The organism is Pseudomonas sp. PDM13, from assembly GCF_025685765.1.
Taxonomy (GTDB): domain Bacteria; phylum Pseudomonadota; class Gammaproteobacteria; order Pseudomonadales; family Pseudomonadaceae; genus Metapseudomonas; species Metapseudomonas solani.
Genome location: NZ_JAOTQU010000039.1, coordinates 35,010 through 50,838, shown reverse-complemented (window position 1 = coordinate 50,838; position 15,829 = coordinate 35,010). Strand labels below are relative to the sequence as shown.

The following is a 15,829-nucleotide window of genomic DNA, read 5'->3' as shown; positions in this document are numbered from 1 at the left end:
GAGGGGTGAGGGCCGAAGGTCCCGAATAACCGGCGACGGAGTCCCTGGTGAGAGTCCAGGGGCCTAAACGAAAAAGCCCCCGGCATGTGCCGAGGGCTTTGAATTTGGCTCCGCGACCTGGACTCGAACCAGGGACCCAATGATTAACAGTCATTTGCTCTACCGACTGAGCTATCGCGGAACAACGACGCGTATCCTACTGATTAAGAAGGAGAAGTCAAGCGTTTGGCTTGAGCTTCTCCTGCTTTTTTCACAGTACCTGGGTGATGGCGCGGGTGACGCTTTCCAGGTTGCCGTTATTCAGTGCGGCGACGCAGATGCGGCCGGTGCTGACGGCGTAGATGCCGAACTCGTTCTTCAGGCGTTCTACCTGCTCGGCGGTGAGGCCGGAGTAGGAGAACATGCCGCGCTGGCGGGCTACGAAGCTGAAGTCGCGCTTGGCGCCGAAGGCGGCCAGCTGCTCGACCATGGCCAGGCGCATGTCACGGATGCGCTGGCGCATCTCGCCCAGTTCCTCTTCCCACAGGGCGCGCAGTTCGGGGCTGTTGAGCACCGAGGCGACTACGGTGGCGCCGTGGGTCGGCGGGTTGGAGTAGTTGGTGCGGATCACGCGTTTGGCTTGCGACAGCACGCGGCTGCCCTCGTCCTTGGAGCCCGTGACGATGGACAGGGCGCCGACGCGCTCGCCGTAGAGCGAGAACGATTTGGAGAAGGAGCTGGAGACGAAGAAATTCAGGCCGGACTGTGCGAACAGGCGAACGGCCTCAGCGTCCTGTTCGATGCCGTCACCGAAGCCTTGATAGGCGATATCGAGGAAGGGCACGTGCTCGCGCTCGCGCATCACTTCCAGCACGGCTTTCCAGTCGTCGAGGTTCAGGTCGACGCCCGTCGGGTTGTGGCAACAGGCGTGCATCACGACGATCGAACGAGGAGGCAGGGCCTTGAGGTCTTCGAGCATGCCGGCGCGGTTCACGCCGTGGCTGGCCGCGTCGTAGTAGCGGTAGTTCTGCACCGGGAAGCCGGCGGACTCGAACAGCGCGCGGTGGTTTTCCCAGCTCGGGTCGCTAATGGCGACCACGGCGTCCGGCAGCAGGCGCTTGAGGAAGTCGGCACCGGTCTTCAGGGCCCCGGTGCCCCCGACGGCCTGGGTGGTGATGACGCGGCCGTCCGCGATCAGCGCCGAGTCGCTGCCGAACAGCAGCTTCTGCACGGCCAGGTCGTAGGCGGCGATGCCTTCGATCGGCAGGTAGCCGCGCGGTGCATGGGCTTCGATGCGGGCCTTCTCGGCCTCGGCAACGGCGCGCAGCAGCGGAATACGGCCCTGTTCGTTGTAGTAGACGCCCACGCCAAGGTTGACCTTGGTCGGGCGAGGGTCGGCGTTGAATGCTTCGTTGAGGCCCAGGATGGGGTCGCGCGGAGCCATTTCGACGGCAGAAAACAGACTCATGATGCGGCTGCTCGAGAGGAAGGAAGTTGGAGGCCTGGCAACCCCGCGAGCATCGTGCATTGGGGTTGCGCAATCGGGCCGGTATTATAGCGGTCAAGGTCGCGCGCTGCGACAACGTACGCTAGCTTTTCGCCTGGTTTGACGCTGCCACTGGGCGGGTGTCACATCATTTTGCCGAGGTCAGCCATGTCAGAGTTTCAACTCGTCACCCGCTTCCAGCCGGCCGGCGACCAACCTGAAGCCATTCGCCAGTTGGTAGAGGGCCTGGAAGCGGGCCTGTCGCACCAGACGCTGCTGGGGGTGACCGGTTCCGGCAAGACCTTCAGCATCGCCAATGTCATTTCCCAGGTGCAGCGCCCAACGCTCGTACTGGCGCCGAACAAGACGCTGGCTGCCCAGCTCTACGGCGAGTTCAAGGCCTTCTTCCCGAACAACTCTGTCGAGTATTTCGTCTCCTATTACGACTACTACCAGCCAGAGGCTTACGTTCCTTCCTCGGATACCTATATCGAGAAGGATGCTTCGATCAACGACCACATCGAGCAGATGCGTCTGTCCGCTACCAAGGCGCTGCTGGAGCGGTCCGATGCGATCATCGTGGCAACGGTTTCATCCATCTATGGCCTGGGCGACCCCACGTCCTACCTGCGGATGGTTCTGCATCTCGATCGGGGCGACAAGATCGACCAGCGCGAGCTGTTGCGTCGCCTGGCGGACCTGCAATACACCCGCAACGATATGGACTTCGCCCGTGCCACCTTCCGTGTCCGCGGCGATGTGATCGATATCTTCCCGGCGGAATCCGATCTCGAAGCCATCCGCGTCGAGCTTTTCGATGATGAAGTAGAAAGCCTGTCGGCCTTCGATCCGCTGACGGGTGAGGTGATCCGCAAGTTGCCGCGCTTCACCTTCTATCCCAAGAGCCACTACGTGACGCCGCGGGAAGTGATCCTCGGTGCGGTGGACAAGATCAAGGAAGAGCTCAAGGAGCGCCTCGATTACCTGCGCAGCAACAACAAGCTGGTGGAGGCCCAGCGCCTTGAGCAGCGCACCCGTTTCGACCTGGAGATGATCGTCGAGCTGGGCTACTGCAACGGCATCGAGAACTACTCGCGCTATCTCTCCGGACGCGAGCCCGGCCAGGCGCCACCTACCCTCTATGACTACCTGCCGGCCAACTCCCTGCTGGTGATCGATGAGTCCCACGTCAGCGTTCCGCAGGTCGGTGCGATGTTCAAGGGCGACCGCTCGCGCAAGGAGAACCTGGTGGAGTACGGTTTCCGCCTGCCGTCGGCGCTGGACAACCGACCCATGCGTTTCGACGAGTGGGAAGCGATGAGCCCGCAGACCATCTTCGTTTCCGCAACGCCCGGGCCCTACGAGGCGGAGCATGCCGGTCGCGTGGTGGAGCAGGTGGTGCGCCCGACCGGCCTGGTGGACCCCGAGATCGAGGTGCGCCCGGCCACCACCCAGGTCGACGACCTGCTCTCCGAGATCCGCAAGCGCGTTGCCGTGGAGCAGCGCGTGCTGGTCACCACCCTGACCAAGCGCATGGCCGAGGACCTCACCGACTACCTCGCCGACCACGACGTGCGTGTGCGCTACCTGCACTCGGACATCGATACCGTGGAGCGCGTCGAGATCATCCGCGACCTGCGCACCGGTGCCTTCGACGTGCTGGTGGGCATCAACCTGCTACGTGAGGGGCTGGACATGCCGGAGGTGTCCCTGGTGGCCATCCTCGATGCCGATAAGGAAGGCTTCCTGCGTTCCGAGCGTTCGCTGATCCAGACCATCGGCCGCGCGGCGCGTAACCTGCACGGCAAGGCGATCCTCTATGCCGACAACATGACCGGCTCCATGCAGCGGGCCATCGACGAGACCGATCGCCGCCGCAACAAGCAGATCGCGTTCAACGAGGCGAACGGCATTGTTCCCCGGGGCGTACAGAAGGACGTCCAGGACATCCTCGAAGGCGCCACCGTGCCCGGCTCGCGCAGCAACAAGCGCAAGGCCATGGCCAAGGTGGCGGAGGAGCACGCACGTTACGAAGCCGAGCTGCGCTCGCCGAGCGAGATCACCAAGCGCATCCGCCAGATGGAAGAGAAGATGTACCAGCTGGCCCGCGATCTGGAGTTCGAGGCCGCTGCGCAGCTACGCGACGAGATCCAGAAGCTCCGCGACAGGTTGCTGCAGGTGTGAGCGAAAAGGGCGCCATCAGGCGCCCTTCTTCCATCTGCGGTCCGCGGCTCAGCGCCGGCCGAAGATGATCATCATCACCCCGCCCAGGGTCGCCAGGCAGGCCAGCAACGCCGTTACGCTGAGGCGTTCATCAAGGATCAGGAAGCCCAGCAGCAGTGCCACCACCGGGTTGACGAAGGCAAAGGTGGACACCAGGCTCGGGCGCACTTCGCGCAATAGCCAGAAATAAGCCGGGTAGACACCAAGGCTCACCGGCAACACCAGATAGGCCAGCCACGCCCAGCCAGTCGGGGACAGCCGCGCCAGCTCGAAGCCCTGCCAGTCTCCACGCCACAGGCCGAAGCCGGCCAGCAGCACGGTGCCCATGAGCATCTGCATGGCCAGGCCCATCCAACTGGAGCGGAAGGGCCCGCGCTTACGCAACAGCCAGGCACCTACGGCCCAGAGCAGGGTGGCGGTCACCACCAGGGCGCCGGCGAACCACTGTTCGAAGCCAGGGTTCTCGCCCAGCCCGTTACCCATCAAGAGCAGGATGCCGCCACTGGCCATGGCCAGCCCGCACAGCACCCAGAGCGGCGGGCGTTCGTCCAGCAGCCACTCCAGTGCCACGCTCCATAGAGGCAGCGTGGTGTAGAGCATCGCCAGCATCCCGGTGGGCAGGTACTGGTTGGCGTAGATCAGCGCGCCCTGGCCGACGGCGATCAGCATCACCCCACCGATGAAGGCACTGCCCAGGTCGCTGCGTTGCACCTTCGCCTGGCCACGCAGCAGCACCCAGCCGAGGGCCAGCAGGCCGGCGAAGAGGAAGCGCAGGGTGGCGATGACGAAAGGCGGCTGCTCGCGCAGGAGGAAGTGGTTGGCCAGGTAGGTGGTGCCCCAGCCGATGTAGATGAGGGCGAAGGCGCCCACCAGGAGGAGGGCACGGGTTCTTGCGTTGATGCTGGACATGCAAAGCCTGAAGCGGAGCGCGCCGCCTCAGGCAGCGCGTGGGTTAGTGAGCGGCGCCGCCGGAGGCGCCGGCGGGCAGGGAACGGGTCAGCAGCACGGCGATCATGCTGATGCCGAGTGCGATGCCGATGAAATGGAAGGCGTCATTGTACGCCATGATCGCCGCCTGCTGATGGGCGATCTCGCTGAGCTTGCCCAGGGCCGCCTGGTCGCTGCCGAGCTTCTCGCTGAGCAGGGTCAGGCGCTCGGCCACCTGCGGGTTGCTCGGCACCAGGGATTCGCGCAGGTAGTCGAAATACACCTTGGCGCGGCTGTCCAGCAGGGTGGCCAGCAGGGCGATGCCGATGGCGCCGCCAAGGTTGCGCAGGATGTTGAACAGGCTGGAGGCCGAGCCCGCGTCCTGCGGCATGATGTAGGCGGTGGCGATCAGCGAGATGGTCACCATCACCAGGGGCTGGCCCAGCGCGCGGATGATCTGGATCTGGTTGAACTGCGGGCCGGCGAAGTCCGGGTTGAGCACCCCCGAGGCGAAGCTGGCCGCGCCGAACAGGCCGAAGCCCAGGGCGCAGAGCAGCTTGGGCGAGATGATCTTCATCAGCTTGGGCACCAGCGGGATGAGGAACAGCTGCGGCACCCCCATCCACATGATCACCTCGCCGATCTGCAGTGCGTTGTAGCCCTGGATCTGTGCCAGGTACAGCGGCAGCACGTAGATCGAGCCATAGAGCCCCATGCCCAGGCCCACGCTGGAGATGCTCGAGAGGCCGAAGTTGCGGTTCCGCAGAATGCCCAGGTTGATCAGCGGGTTGGGTCGCGAGGTTTGCAGGATGACGAACAGCACCAGGCTCACCAGGGCGATGCTGCCCAGGCCGACGATCAGCTGCGATTCCAGCCAGTCCTTGCGATGGCCCTCTTCGAGGAATACCTGCAGGCAGCCCAGGCCAAGGCCCAGGGTGAGGATGCCAGCGTAGTCGGTGCTCTTCAGCAGCTCCCAATGCGGCGCCTTCTTTTCCAGGCCATACATCAGCCCGGCGATCATCAGCAGGCCCGGGGGCACGTTGATGTAGAAGATGTACTCCCAGCCGAAGTTCTCGGTCAGCCAGCCGCCCAGGGTCGGGCCGATGGAGGGGGCGAAGGTGGCCGTGATAGCGAACAGCGCCATGCCCTTGGCCCGGTGGTGCTCCGGCAGCTTGATCAGGGTCAGGGTGAAGGCCAGGGGAATCAGCGCGCCGCCGGTGAAACCCTGCATGGCGCGGAACACGATCATGCTCTCCAGGCTCCAGGCCATGGAGCAGAGCAGGGAAGAGGCGAGGAAACCGAGGGAAACCCAGACCGCCAGGCGTCGCGCCGAGAGCACCTGCACCAGCCATGCAGTGAGCGGGATCATGATGATCTCGGCCACCAGGTAGGAGGTGGAGATCCACGAACCTTCCTCCAGCGTCGCCGAGAGCGCACCCTGGATGTCCTTCAGCGACGAGTTGGTGATCTGGATGTCCAGCACCGCCATGAAGGCGCCGAGCATAGCGCTCATCACGGCGATCCAGTCGCGGCGGCTGGGCTCGCCGGTGGGGCGGATCAGGGCGTCACCGGCCACCGTCATTCATCCAGCTTGATGGCGACTTTCACCAGCACCGACATGCCGGGGCGGATGCGGCCCTTGAGTGGGTTGTCGCGGTCGAAGGTCAGTTTCACCGGGATGCGCTGCACCACCTTGGTGAAGTTGCCGGTGGCGTTGTCCGGCGGCAGCAGGCTGAACTGGGCGCCAGAGGCGGCGAACAGGCTCTCGACCTTCGCTTCGATGGGCGTACCCGGGAAGCTGTCGAAGATCAGCTCGGCCTTCTGCCCGGGCTGCATGTGCTCGATCTGGGTTTCCTTGAAGTTGGCCTGGACCCAGATGTCCTGGTCCGGCACCAGCGACATCAGATGGGCGCCGACCTGCACGTACTGGCCATTGCGCGCGGCGCGCTGGCCGACCATGCCGTCGATGGGGGCGCGGATCTCGGTACGGGTCAGGTTCAGCTCGGCCTGGGCGATATCGGCGCGGGCGTTGGCGATCTGTGCTTCCAGGCGCTTCACGTCGGCGCGCAGTGCATCGGTCTGCACGCGCTGGGCCTTGAGGTCGGCCTCGGCGCGGGCCACTTGCGAGCGGGCCACGCGGGAATCGGCGGAGAGGGTGGTGACGCGCTCCTCGGAAACATAGCCCGGTTTGCGCAGGGTCTGGGCGCGGGACAGGTCGATCTGGGTGCGGCCCAGGGTCGCCTGGCTGGCCGCTACGTCGGCCTCGCTGGCGGCGATCATACTGTCCTGCTGGGTGAGCTTGCTGCGCGACTGGGCCAGCTCCGCCTCGCGAGTGGCCAGGGCGGCCTGGGCGCGTTGGAGGGCCAGTTTGAAGTCCTCTGCCTCCAGGCGCACCAGCAGATCGCCTTTCTTCACGTGCTGGTTGTCGCCCACCAGCACTTCTTCTATACGCGCACCGAGCTGGCTGGAGACGCGGGTGATCTCGCCCTGGACGTAGGCGTTATCGGTGGTTTCCAGGAAGCGGCCAACCAGCAGCCAATGCAGGAAGAAGCCGCCCACCACGAGGATCAGCAGGGCAATGAAGATAAACAGGCGACGTTGCAGTTTGGCTGGCATTCCAGGAGCTCGAAGGGCGGGCGGAAAGGCGGGAATCTAGCACTGTTCCAGTCAGGCAAGTAGCCAGTACACTTCAGAAACTTTGTTGCTTATGGGGAACAATAATGGGTCTGGATGACGCCCTGATCTTCACCCGCGTCGTAGAGTTGCACAGCTTCACCCAGGCCGCGCACAGCCTTGGCATGCAGAAGTCCACCGTGAGCCGCCGCATCGCCCTGCTGGAGGAGCGCCTGGGCGTTCGTCTGCTCAATCGCACCACGCGCAAGCTGCGCCTGACCGAGGTCGGGCAGGCCTATTACGAGCGCTGCCGGCAGATCATGGTCGACTTCGCCGAGGCCGAGCAGGCCGTCATGCAGCTGCAGCAGGAGCCTTCCGGCCTGCTGCGTATCACGGCGCCCATCGAGTTCGGCCAATTGTTCCTCGGCAAGGTCCTGGGCACCTTCATGAGCCAGTACCCGCAGATCACCGCGGAGGTGGAGATCACTTCGCGGGATGTCGACCCGCTGGAAGAGGGGGTCGACATCGCCATCATGGTCGGCCAGCCCCAGGATTCCACGCTGATCGCCCGCAAGCTGTTCGAGAACGGCCGCCGCCTCTGCGCCAGTCCCGCTTATCTCGCGGCGCACGGTACCCCCCATGATGTGCTGGCCCTGGCTGGCCACCGCGCCGTGCTGCTGCCCCAGGATCCGCAACGTTACTGGCCGCTGCTGGACGAAAGCGTGCCCTGCCAGCGTGTGCTGCACTGCAACAACATCACCTTCGCCCGCGAGGCTGTGCTCAGCGGCGCAGGCATCGCCTCGTTGCCGTTGATGATCACCGAGGACGCGGTGCGCCGCGGCGAACTCGTGGAGTTGCTGCCCGGTGTGCAGTTACCCAGCGGCGAAATCTACGCCGTCTATCCTTCCCGGCGTTTCCAGGCGATGAAGGTGAAGGCTTTCCTCGATTTCCTCATGGCCAGCCTGCCGAATGATCGCAGCCACTGGCTGGAGCATGGCGCCGCGCCCCTGCTAACATCGCGCCTTTGACCGTTCCGCACCAGGACCCGCCATGACCACTGTCCGTACCCGCATTGCGCCCTCGCCAACCGGCGACCCGCACGTCGGCACCGCCTATATCGCCCTGTTCAACCTCTGCTTCGCCCGTCAGCACGGTGGCCAGTTCATCCTGCGCATCGAAGACACCGACCAGCTTCGCTCCACCCGCGAATCCGAACAGCAGATCTATGACGCCCTGCGCTGGCTGGGCATCGAGTGGGACGAGGGCCCGGACGTCGGCGGCCCGCACGGCCCGTATCGCCAGAGCGAACGTGGCGAGATCTACAAGAAGTACTCCCAGGAGCTGGTGGACAAGGGCCACGCCTTCCCCTGCTTCTGCACCGCCGAGCGCCTGGACAAGCTGCGTGCCGAACAGACCGAGCGCAAGGAAACCCCGCGCTACGACGGCCACTGCATCAACCTGAGCCGCGAAGAGGCGGACCAGCGCATCGCCGCCGGCGAACCCCATGTCGTGCGCATGAAGATGCCCACCGAGGGTGTCTGCGTGGTGCCGGACATGCTCCGTGGCGATGTCGAGATCCCATGGGATCGTATGGACATGCAGGTGCTGATGAAGACCGATGGCCTGCCCACCTACTTCCTCGCCAACGTGGTCGACGACCACCTGATGGGCATCACCCACGTGCTGCGCGGCGAAGAGTGGCTGCCCTCGGCGCCCAAGCTGATCAAGCTGTACGAGTACTTCGGCTGGGAGCAACCGGTGCTCTGCTACATGCCGCTGCTGCGCAACCCGGACAAGAGCAAGCTCTCCAAGCGCAAGAACCCCACCTCCATCACCTTCTACGAGCGCATGGGCTACCTGCCCGAGGCGATGCTCAACTACCTCGGCCGCATGGGCTGGTCGATGCCGGACGAGCGCGAGAAGTTCTCCCTGGCGGAGATGATCGAGCACTTCGACCTCTCGCGCGTCTCCCTGGGCGGTCCGATCTTCGACCTGGAGAAGCTCTCCTGGCTCAACGGCCAGTGGATCCGCGAGCTGCCGGTGGAGCGTTTTGCCGCCGAGGTGCAGAAGTGGGCGCTGAATCCCGAGTACTTGATGAAGATCGCGCCCCACGTACAGGGCCGCGTCGAGACCTTCAGCCAGATCGCCCCGCTGGCCGGCTTCTTCTTCGCCGGTGCGCTGCCGCTGGATGCCAAGCTGTTCGAGCACAAGAAGCTCTCGCCCGACCAGGTGCGCCAGGTCATGCAGCTGGTGCTGTGGAAGCTGGAGTCGCTGCGCCAGTGGGACAAGGAGCGCATCACCGCCTGCATCCAGGCTGTCGCCGAGCACCTTGAGCTCAAGCTGCGTGACGTGATGCCGCTGATGTTCCCGGCCATCACCGGCCAGGCCAGCTCCGTCTCCGTGCTGGATGCCATGGAAGTACTCGGTGCCGACCTCACCCGCTTCCGCCTGCGTCAGGCGCTGGAGCTGCTGGGCGGTGCGTCGAAGAAGGAAACCAAGGAGTGGGAGAAGATTCGCGACGCCATTCCCGGCTGAGTGATTTCCCCTTCGACAAGGCCCGCCTCGCGCGGGCCTTTTCATGTCCGGGGGAGGGCGCTATGTTCGCTCATCGGTGGCAGCGCACGGGTGCTTCCTGCCGAATCCGGTAAGTGATTGTTCTTGCGATGAAAATTTTTCGATCCCGGTGAAAAATTTTGTTGACAGCCTTCAGGGTCGCCCTTAGTATGCGCCCCGTTCTCACGACGAACTCGAAAGCGAAGTGAGATGTTCCAGCGTTACTGTGGGGCTATAGCTCAGCTGGGAGAGCGCTTGCATGGCATGCAAGAGGTCGACGGTTCGATCCCGTCTAGCTCCACCAAATTGCCAGGATTCGCAGCCAAGGTTGCGGTCCGTACGAAGGTTAAAGTCCCCTTCGTCTAGTGGCCTAGGACACCGCCCTTTCACGGCGGTAACAGGGGTTCGAGTCCCCTAGGGGACGCCACTTTCCAGCAGCGACAACCATCAGGTTGATCGCGCACCGAGAAGGTTTCGGGGCTATAGCTCAGCTGGGAGAGCGCTTGCATGGCATGCAAGAGGTCGACGGTTCGATCCCGTCTAGCTCCACCAAATCAGATGCCCAGCGCATCGAAATAAGGCCAGCCTCAGGGCTGGCCTTGCTTTTCGAAGGTTTAAAGTCCCCTTCGTCTAGTGGCCTAGGACACCGCCCTTTCACGGCGGTAACAGGGGTTCGAGTCCCCTAGGGGACGCCACTTTTTCCCGCTCTGCGGGGCTTTTAAGGGTCATTCCGTCATGGAGTGGCCCTTTTGTTTTTCCGCTCCGAAAAATCTCATCCCCCCTCGTTTTTCCTGCTCTTGCCGTCTCTCGACCGGTGGCGTGCATAAAGGCTTGCTAGATTGAATGATGCATATAATATGATTGCCATCATGCAACGGGAGACGGCCGTGAGTGACAAGAGCAGCCAGACACGCAAGCGTATCCTCGCCGAGGCGGGCAGGGCGCTGTTCGCCCGGGGCCCGCTGGAGCCCAGTGTCAGCGAGGTGATGGCGGCTGCCGGGCTCACGGTGGGTGGCTTCTATGCCCATTTCGACAGCAAGGAGGCATTGATGGTGGAGGCGTTCGGCGAGCTGCTGCGGGAGCGGCGGCAATCGATGAAACAGCTCGACTCGACGCTCGCGCCACTTGACCGGCGCACCCTCGCGGCGGCCTTCTACCTATCCCGTCGTCACCGCGACAGCACCGAGCGTGGTTGCCCGCTCCCCGGTTCGGTGGGCGAGGTGGCGCGCAACGCCGAGCCCTACCAGCACTTGCTGGCCGAACACCTCGAATTGCTCGCCGCCGATCTTGCCGTTTCCCCCGAGGATGGCGACAAGGCCCTGGCCGATATCGCGCTGATGGTGGGTGGCCTGGCCCTTGCCCGTGCCCTGGGTGCCGGCGAGCTGTCGGACCGGATACTGCGTGCCGCCCGTATGGCGGTGATCTAGGAGAAATGAGATGAACAGCCTGGACCTGCTCCGAGGATTCAACGCCACCGTCGGCCGCGTGGCGCCCCGGCACGTCGCCGACCAGGCCCGGCGGCGCTTCATGACGCCCCGTGACACCCATCCCCGTGACTGGGAGCTGCCCTGGCTCGAGCGCGCCGAGCGGATCACCCTGCGCTTCGGCCTCTCCGCGCTGCGCTGGGGCAGCGGCCCGACCGTGCTGCTGATGCATGGCTGGGAGGGGCGCCCGACCCAGTTCGCCAGCCTGATCGACGCCCTGGTGCAGGCCGGCTACGGCGTGGTGGCTCTCGACGCGCCCGCCCATGGCCATTCGCCGGGGCGCGAGGCGAACATCGTGCTTTTCGCCCGCGCGCTGCTCGAAGCGGCCGAGGACCTGCCACCGCTGCATGGAGTGGTCGGGCACTCCATGGGCGGCGTCAGCGCCATGCTCGCCACCCAGCTGGGACTGCGAACCCAGGCCCTGGTCACCATCGCCGCGCCCAGCCGCGTCCTCGGGATGCTGCGCGGCTTCGCCCGCTTCATCGGCCTGCCGCCCCGGGCCGGCGAGCAGTTCATCAGGCGCGTCGGCGAGCACGCCGGCATTCCCGCCGAGGACATCGATGTACGCCGCTACCGCCTGGACATCCCAGGCCTGGTCGTCCACGCGGAGGACGATCGCATGGTCCCCGTGATCGAGGCCGGCCGCATCCACGAGGCCTGGTCCGACAGCCAACTGCTGCGCCTGGAGGGAGGAGGGCACCAGCGGGTACTGTCCGACCCGCGCGTGGTGGCGGCGGTGCTGCGTCTGTTCGACGAGGCAGGCCTGCGCGCCAGCGCCTGATCGCGCTCCCCTTGCACGGCGGGCTTGGCGACAGCCGCCGGGTGCAGGAAGATTCGCCAATGGAATGCGTCGAAGGCCCACCGCCGGTCGGTGACCTGCCGTCGATGCTGCGCTTCCAAGGTCCATGTCTGTTGCGCCGCCAGCGGCGGCCCGGGCGTGGTCGCCGGGGCGAATCAATTCCGGGCCCGAACGCGGGGCCGGAGGCACGAATCAAGGGGAAAGATGCAATGAGCCTGACTATGGATGTGGTGCTGCAGCGGGCGCGACCCGTCCTGCCGGTGCTGGTCATCGAAGACACGGGGCTGGCCCTGGACCTGGCCGGCGCGCTCAGTGCCGGCGGGATCGAGGTGCTGGAGGTGACGCTGCGCACACCGCGTGCCCTGGATGCGGTGGCGGCGATCCGCAAGGAATTCCCGGACCTGCTGGTGGGCGCGGGCACCCTGATCCACACCGAGCAGTTCCTCGAGGCCCGCGATGCCGGCGCCCACTTCGCCGTCAGCCCTGGTTGCACCGAACGCCTGGCCGCAGCGGCGGAGGATTCCGGCCTGCCGTACCTGCCCGGGGTGATGACCCCCTCGGAAGTGTTGCTCGCCCTGGAGTACGGCTACCGCTCGCTGAAGCTGTTCCCGGCCAACGGCAACGCCAGCGTGAAGATGCTCAAAAGCTTCAAGGGACCCTTCACCGGCATCCGTTTCTGCCCCACCGGCGGGGTCACGCCGGACAACCTGCAAGGCTTCCTGCAACTGCCCAACGTCGCCTGCGTCGGCGGCACCTGGATCGCGCCGTCGAGCCTGATCCGCGCCCGCGCCTGGGACCAGATCACCCAGCTCGCCGCCGAAGCGCGCGAACTGGCCAGCAGCTCGGAGCACGCCTGATGAACTGGGACCTGCCCACCCCCTTCGTCATCGACATCAAGGTCGCCGCCGATGACATCGACGGCCTCGGTCACGCCAACAACGCCGTCTACGTCAGTTGGCTGGAGCGTTGCGCCTGGCGCCACTCCCAGAGCCTGGGCCTGGACCTGGCCGAATACCGCCGCCTGGATCGCGCCATGGCCGTGGTGCGCCACGAGATCGACTACCTCGCTGCCGCCTACGAGGAGCAGGAGCTGCAGATGGCCACCTGGATCGTCGAGTCCGACCAGCGCCTGAAGATGGACCGCCGCTTCCAGCTGATCCGCCCCGAAGACGGCGCGACCCTGCTGCGGGCCAGGACCACCTTCGTCTGCATCGAGCTTTCCAGCGGCCGCCCCAAGCGCATGCCGCCCGAGTTCATCGAGGGCTACGGCCGCGCACTGATGCAGCCGTTCCCCCTGGAGCTCTGAGCGCTCAGTCCACCGCTGGCGACAGGAACAGCTCGGTCGGGTTCTGCACGATGCGGAAGTGCCGCCGCTCGCCGGGCTGGATCAGCACCGACTGCGGGCGCCCGGCGAGGTTGCCGGCGCAATAGCCCGAGGGGCTCTGGGCGACGTTCAGGGTCATCTCGCCGGCCGGCACGCTGAGGCTGATGGCCTGCCCGGCAGACAGTTGCGCCACCAGCTCGTCCTGCAGGTAGAGGCCCACTTCGCATGCATTGGCGGCGTTCTCGTCGCGGCTGACCACCAGCTCCGCCACTGAGTCGGGCGCCGGTTGCAGCGGGCTCTCCAATAGGGTTTCTGCATCGGCCAGCGGGGCCAGGCTGCCAAGGGCCAGGCAAAGCAGGGCAGGGCGGAGCGTATTCATCGGCGGTTCCTTCTCCAGGGCGTATGGCTTTCGACTGCGCCGGCGCGAACTTGCTCCCGCGGTTTTCGTCGGGAGGATTCTGTGCAGGCCCGCTCCGCGCTTACACTACGCGCCCATTTTTCCAAGGCTTCCCCTATGCAAATCGCCCTGGCGCCCATGGAGGGCCTGGTCGACGAGATTCTCCGAGACGTGCTGACCCGTGTGGGCGGCATCGATTGGTGCGTCAGCGAGTTCATCCGCGTCAGCGATCGCCTGCTGCCGGCCAGCACCTACCAGAAGCTCGCTCCCGAGCTGGAGAGTGGTGCGTGCACCCGTGCCGGCACGCCGATGCGCGTGCAATTGCTGGGCTCCGACCCGGTGTGCCTGGGGGAAAACGCTGCATACGCCTGCGAACTGGGCGCGCCGGTGATCGATCTCAACTTCGGCTGCCCGGCGAAGACGGTGAACAAGTCCCGTGGCGGCGCCGTGCTGCTCAAGGAGCCCGAGCTGCTGCATGCCATCGTCAGCGGCGTGCGCCGTGCAGTGCCTGCTGCCATTCCGGTCACGGCGAAGATGCGCCTGGGCTTCGACAGCCCCGATGGCGCGCTCGACTGCGCCCTGGCCCTGGCCGAAGGTGGCGCCTCGCAACTGGTGGTGCATGCACGCACCAAGGTCGAGGGCTACAAGCCGCCGGCCCACTGGGAATGGGTGGCGCGGGTACAGGACGTGGTCAAGGTGCCGGTATTCGCCAACGGCGAGGTGTGGACGCTGGACGACTGGCGACGCTGCCGCGAGGTCAGCGGCGTCGAGGACATCATGCTGGGGCGTGGCCTGGTCTCGCGCCCCGACCTGGCCCGGCAGATCGCCGCCGTGCGTGCCGGCGAAACACCCGAGGAGATGAGCTGGGCGGAGTTCCAGCCGCTGCTCCGCGACTTCTGGCGCCAGGCTCGGCGCAAGCTTGCCCCGCGCTACGCCCCGGGGCGGCTCAAGCAATGGCTGGCGATGCTCACGCGCACCTACCCGGAGGCCGTGCTGCTGTTCACCGAGATCCGCCGCGAAAGCGACTGTGCCCGCATCGACGCCCTGCTGGGCCTGGAGCGGGAGTTCGCGGCGGCCTGATGCGCCTTGTTCCTTGGTTTTCCCGGGCTGAAGCCCGGGCTACGCACTGAGGTACGAAGCGCAGCATCAGGGTTGTCTCGTTGGGTCTCGCTGCGCTCGGCGCCAACCTACGATGCGCGTGCTCAGCGGCCGCCGGCGACATCCAGCAGGGCGCCGGTGGTGTACGAGGCCTCGTCGCTGGCCAGCCAGAGAATGGCGTTGGCGATTTCTTCCGCTTCGCCGCCCCGGCCCAGGGGAATGCTGGCGGCGACCCGCTCCACCCGCCCCGGCTCCCCGCCACTGGCGTGGATTTCCGTGCGGATCACGCCGGGCCGCACCGCGTTCACCCGGATGCCTTCGGCCGCCACCTCCTTGGCCAGCCCTACCGTCATCGCGTCGATGGCGCCCTTGGCTGCCGCATAGTCGATGTACTCGTTGGGCGCGCCCAGGCGCGCGGCGATGGACGACAGGTTGATGATCGAGCCGCCCCGGCCGCCGTGGCGGGTGGACATCCTGCGGATCGCCTCGCGGGCGCAGTGGAAGCTGCCGAAGACGTTGGCGCCGAACACCCGCAGCAGCCTGTCGCCGTCGATCTCATCCAGGCGTGCCTGGCGTTCGAGCATTCCGGCGTTGTTGACCAGCACATCCAGACGGCCGAATTCGCTATCGATGGCTGCGAACAACTGCGCCACCTGTCGCTCGTCGGCCACGTCCGCGGCAACCGCGATGGCCTGGCCGCCCTGGCGCGTGATCTCGTCCACCAGTTGCGCGGCTGCCTCGCGCTGTTGCCGGTAGTTGATGCACAGCGCATAGCCGCGCGCCGCCGCCAGTCGCGCGGTGGCGGCGCCGATGCCGCGGCTGGCGCCGGTGATGAGCATGACCTTGTGCATGGAACCTCCATTGAAAAAAAGGCCCTTGAAATCATTTCGGCCGTCCCTATCTAGGGGAATGCGGGATGCCGAAGTCGGGTCCCGCGACTTTAGAC

Annotated in this window: 14 protein-coding genes and 5 tRNA genes; 12 read left to right on the top strand and 7 right to left on the bottom strand. The window is 65.6% G+C overall.

Features of this window, described 5'->3' with window-relative positions:
• Positions 1-105: 105 nt before the first annotated feature.
• Together OEJ36_RS28745 and OEJ36_RS28740 are read right to left on the bottom strand one after the other, a co-directional pair.
• A tRNA-Asn gene (locus tag OEJ36_RS28745) sits at positions 106-181 on the bottom strand.
• A 69-nt stretch (positions 182-250) separates the two neighbouring features.
• The gene (locus OEJ36_RS28740) at positions 251-1,447 is read right to left on the bottom strand and encodes an amino acid aminotransferase (protein ID WP_263404398.1); all 1,197 of its coding nucleotides are present in this window, start codon (positions 1,445-1,447) and stop codon (positions 251-253) included.
• A gap of 186 nt (positions 1,448-1,633) precedes the next feature.
• Here OEJ36_RS28740 and uvrB point away from each other — a divergent pair, with 186 nt between their 5' ends.
• Positions 1,634-3,649: an excinuclease ABC subunit UvrB gene (gene uvrB / locus OEJ36_RS28735; RefSeq protein WP_184490656.1), complete on the top strand. Its 2,016-nt coding sequence runs from the start codon at positions 1,634-1,636 to the stop codon at positions 3,647-3,649.
• Between the two features lie 48 nt (positions 3,650-3,697).
• On the opposite strand, the gene OEJ36_RS28730 is transcribed toward uvrB, so the two are convergent.
• From OEJ36_RS28730 to OEJ36_RS28720, 3 genes are all read right to left on the bottom strand, one after another.
• Entirely contained in the window at positions 3,698-4,597 is a 900-nt protein-coding gene (locus OEJ36_RS28730) for an EamA family transporter (RefSeq protein ID WP_021217878.1), read from the bottom strand.
• A gap of 43 nt (positions 4,598-4,640) precedes the next feature.
• Entirely contained in the window at positions 4,641-6,131 is a 1,491-nt protein-coding gene (locus OEJ36_RS28725) for an MDR family MFS transporter (protein ID WP_263404399.1), read from the bottom strand.
• A 62-nt stretch (positions 6,132-6,193) separates the two neighbouring features.
• Positions 6,194-7,231: an HlyD family secretion protein gene (locus tag OEJ36_RS28720; protein ID WP_263404397.1), complete on the bottom strand. Its 1,038-nt coding sequence runs from the start codon at positions 7,229-7,231 to the stop codon at positions 6,194-6,196.
• A 104-nt stretch (positions 7,232-7,335) separates the two neighbouring features.
• Between OEJ36_RS28720 and OEJ36_RS28715 the strand changes: the two genes are divergently transcribed.
• From OEJ36_RS28715 to OEJ36_RS28670, 10 genes are all read left to right on the top strand, one after another.
• Entirely contained in the window at positions 7,336-8,256 is a 921-nt protein-coding gene (locus tag OEJ36_RS28715) for a LysR family transcriptional regulator (protein ID WP_021217519.1), read from the top strand.
• A 22-nt stretch (positions 8,257-8,278) separates the two neighbouring features.
• Positions 8,279-9,763: a glutamate--tRNA ligase gene (gene gltX, locus OEJ36_RS28710; RefSeq protein ID WP_263404396.1), complete on the top strand. Its 1,485-nt coding sequence runs from the start codon at positions 8,279-8,281 to the stop codon at positions 9,761-9,763.
• 246 nt (positions 9,764-10,009) lie between these two features.
• A tRNA-Ala gene (locus tag OEJ36_RS28705) sits at positions 10,010-10,085 on the top strand.
• Between the two features lie 47 nt (positions 10,086-10,132).
• Positions 10,133-10,208 (top strand) — tRNA-Glu (locus tag OEJ36_RS28700).
• 49 nt (positions 10,209-10,257) lie between these two features.
• A tRNA-Ala gene (locus OEJ36_RS28695) sits at positions 10,258-10,333 on the top strand.
• A gap of 67 nt (positions 10,334-10,400) precedes the next feature.
• Positions 10,401-10,476 (top strand) — tRNA-Glu (locus OEJ36_RS28690).
• 192 nt (positions 10,477-10,668) lie between these two features.
• On the top strand, positions 10,669-11,208 hold the full coding sequence (locus tag OEJ36_RS28685; protein WP_263404395.1) for a TetR/AcrR family transcriptional regulator: 540 nt from the start codon (positions 10,669-10,671) through the stop codon (positions 11,206-11,208).
• A gap of 10 nt (positions 11,209-11,218) precedes the next feature.
• Positions 11,219-12,046 (top strand): alpha/beta fold hydrolase, encoded by an 828-nt coding sequence (locus OEJ36_RS28680; protein WP_263404394.1) that lies wholly within the window; start codon positions 11,219-11,221, stop codon positions 12,044-12,046.
• Between the two features lie 227 nt (positions 12,047-12,273).
• The gene (locus OEJ36_RS28675; RefSeq protein ID WP_043243379.1) at positions 12,274-12,921 is read left to right on the top strand and encodes a bifunctional 4-hydroxy-2-oxoglutarate aldolase/2-dehydro-3-deoxy-phosphogluconate aldolase; all 648 of its coding nucleotides are present in this window, start codon (positions 12,274-12,276) and stop codon (positions 12,919-12,921) included.
• Entirely contained in the window at positions 12,921-13,370 is a 450-nt protein-coding gene (locus OEJ36_RS28670; protein WP_043243377.1) for an acyl-CoA thioesterase, read from the top strand. Before OEJ36_RS28675 ends, OEJ36_RS28670 begins: the two co-directional genes overlap by 1 nt.
• Positions 13,371-13,374: 4 nt before the next feature.
• On the opposite strand, the gene OEJ36_RS28665 is transcribed toward OEJ36_RS28670, so the two are convergent.
• The gene (locus OEJ36_RS28665) at positions 13,375-13,767 is read right to left on the bottom strand and encodes a hypothetical protein (RefSeq protein ID WP_263404393.1); all 393 of its coding nucleotides are present in this window, start codon (positions 13,765-13,767) and stop codon (positions 13,375-13,377) included.
• Positions 13,768-13,902: 135 nt separating this feature from the next.
• Here OEJ36_RS28665 and OEJ36_RS28660 point away from each other — a divergent pair, with 135 nt between their 5' ends.
• The gene (locus tag OEJ36_RS28660) at positions 13,903-14,865 is read left to right on the top strand and encodes a tRNA dihydrouridine synthase (protein ID WP_263404392.1); all 963 of its coding nucleotides are present in this window, start codon (positions 13,903-13,905) and stop codon (positions 14,863-14,865) included.
• A gap of 122 nt (positions 14,866-14,987) precedes the next feature.
• On the opposite strand, the gene OEJ36_RS28655 is transcribed toward OEJ36_RS28660, so the two are convergent.
• Positions 14,988-15,734, bottom strand: coding sequence for an SDR family oxidoreductase (locus OEJ36_RS28655; protein ID WP_263404391.1), 747 nt, complete (start codon positions 15,732-15,734; stop codon positions 14,988-14,990).
• Positions 15,735-15,829: the final 95 nt, after the last annotated feature.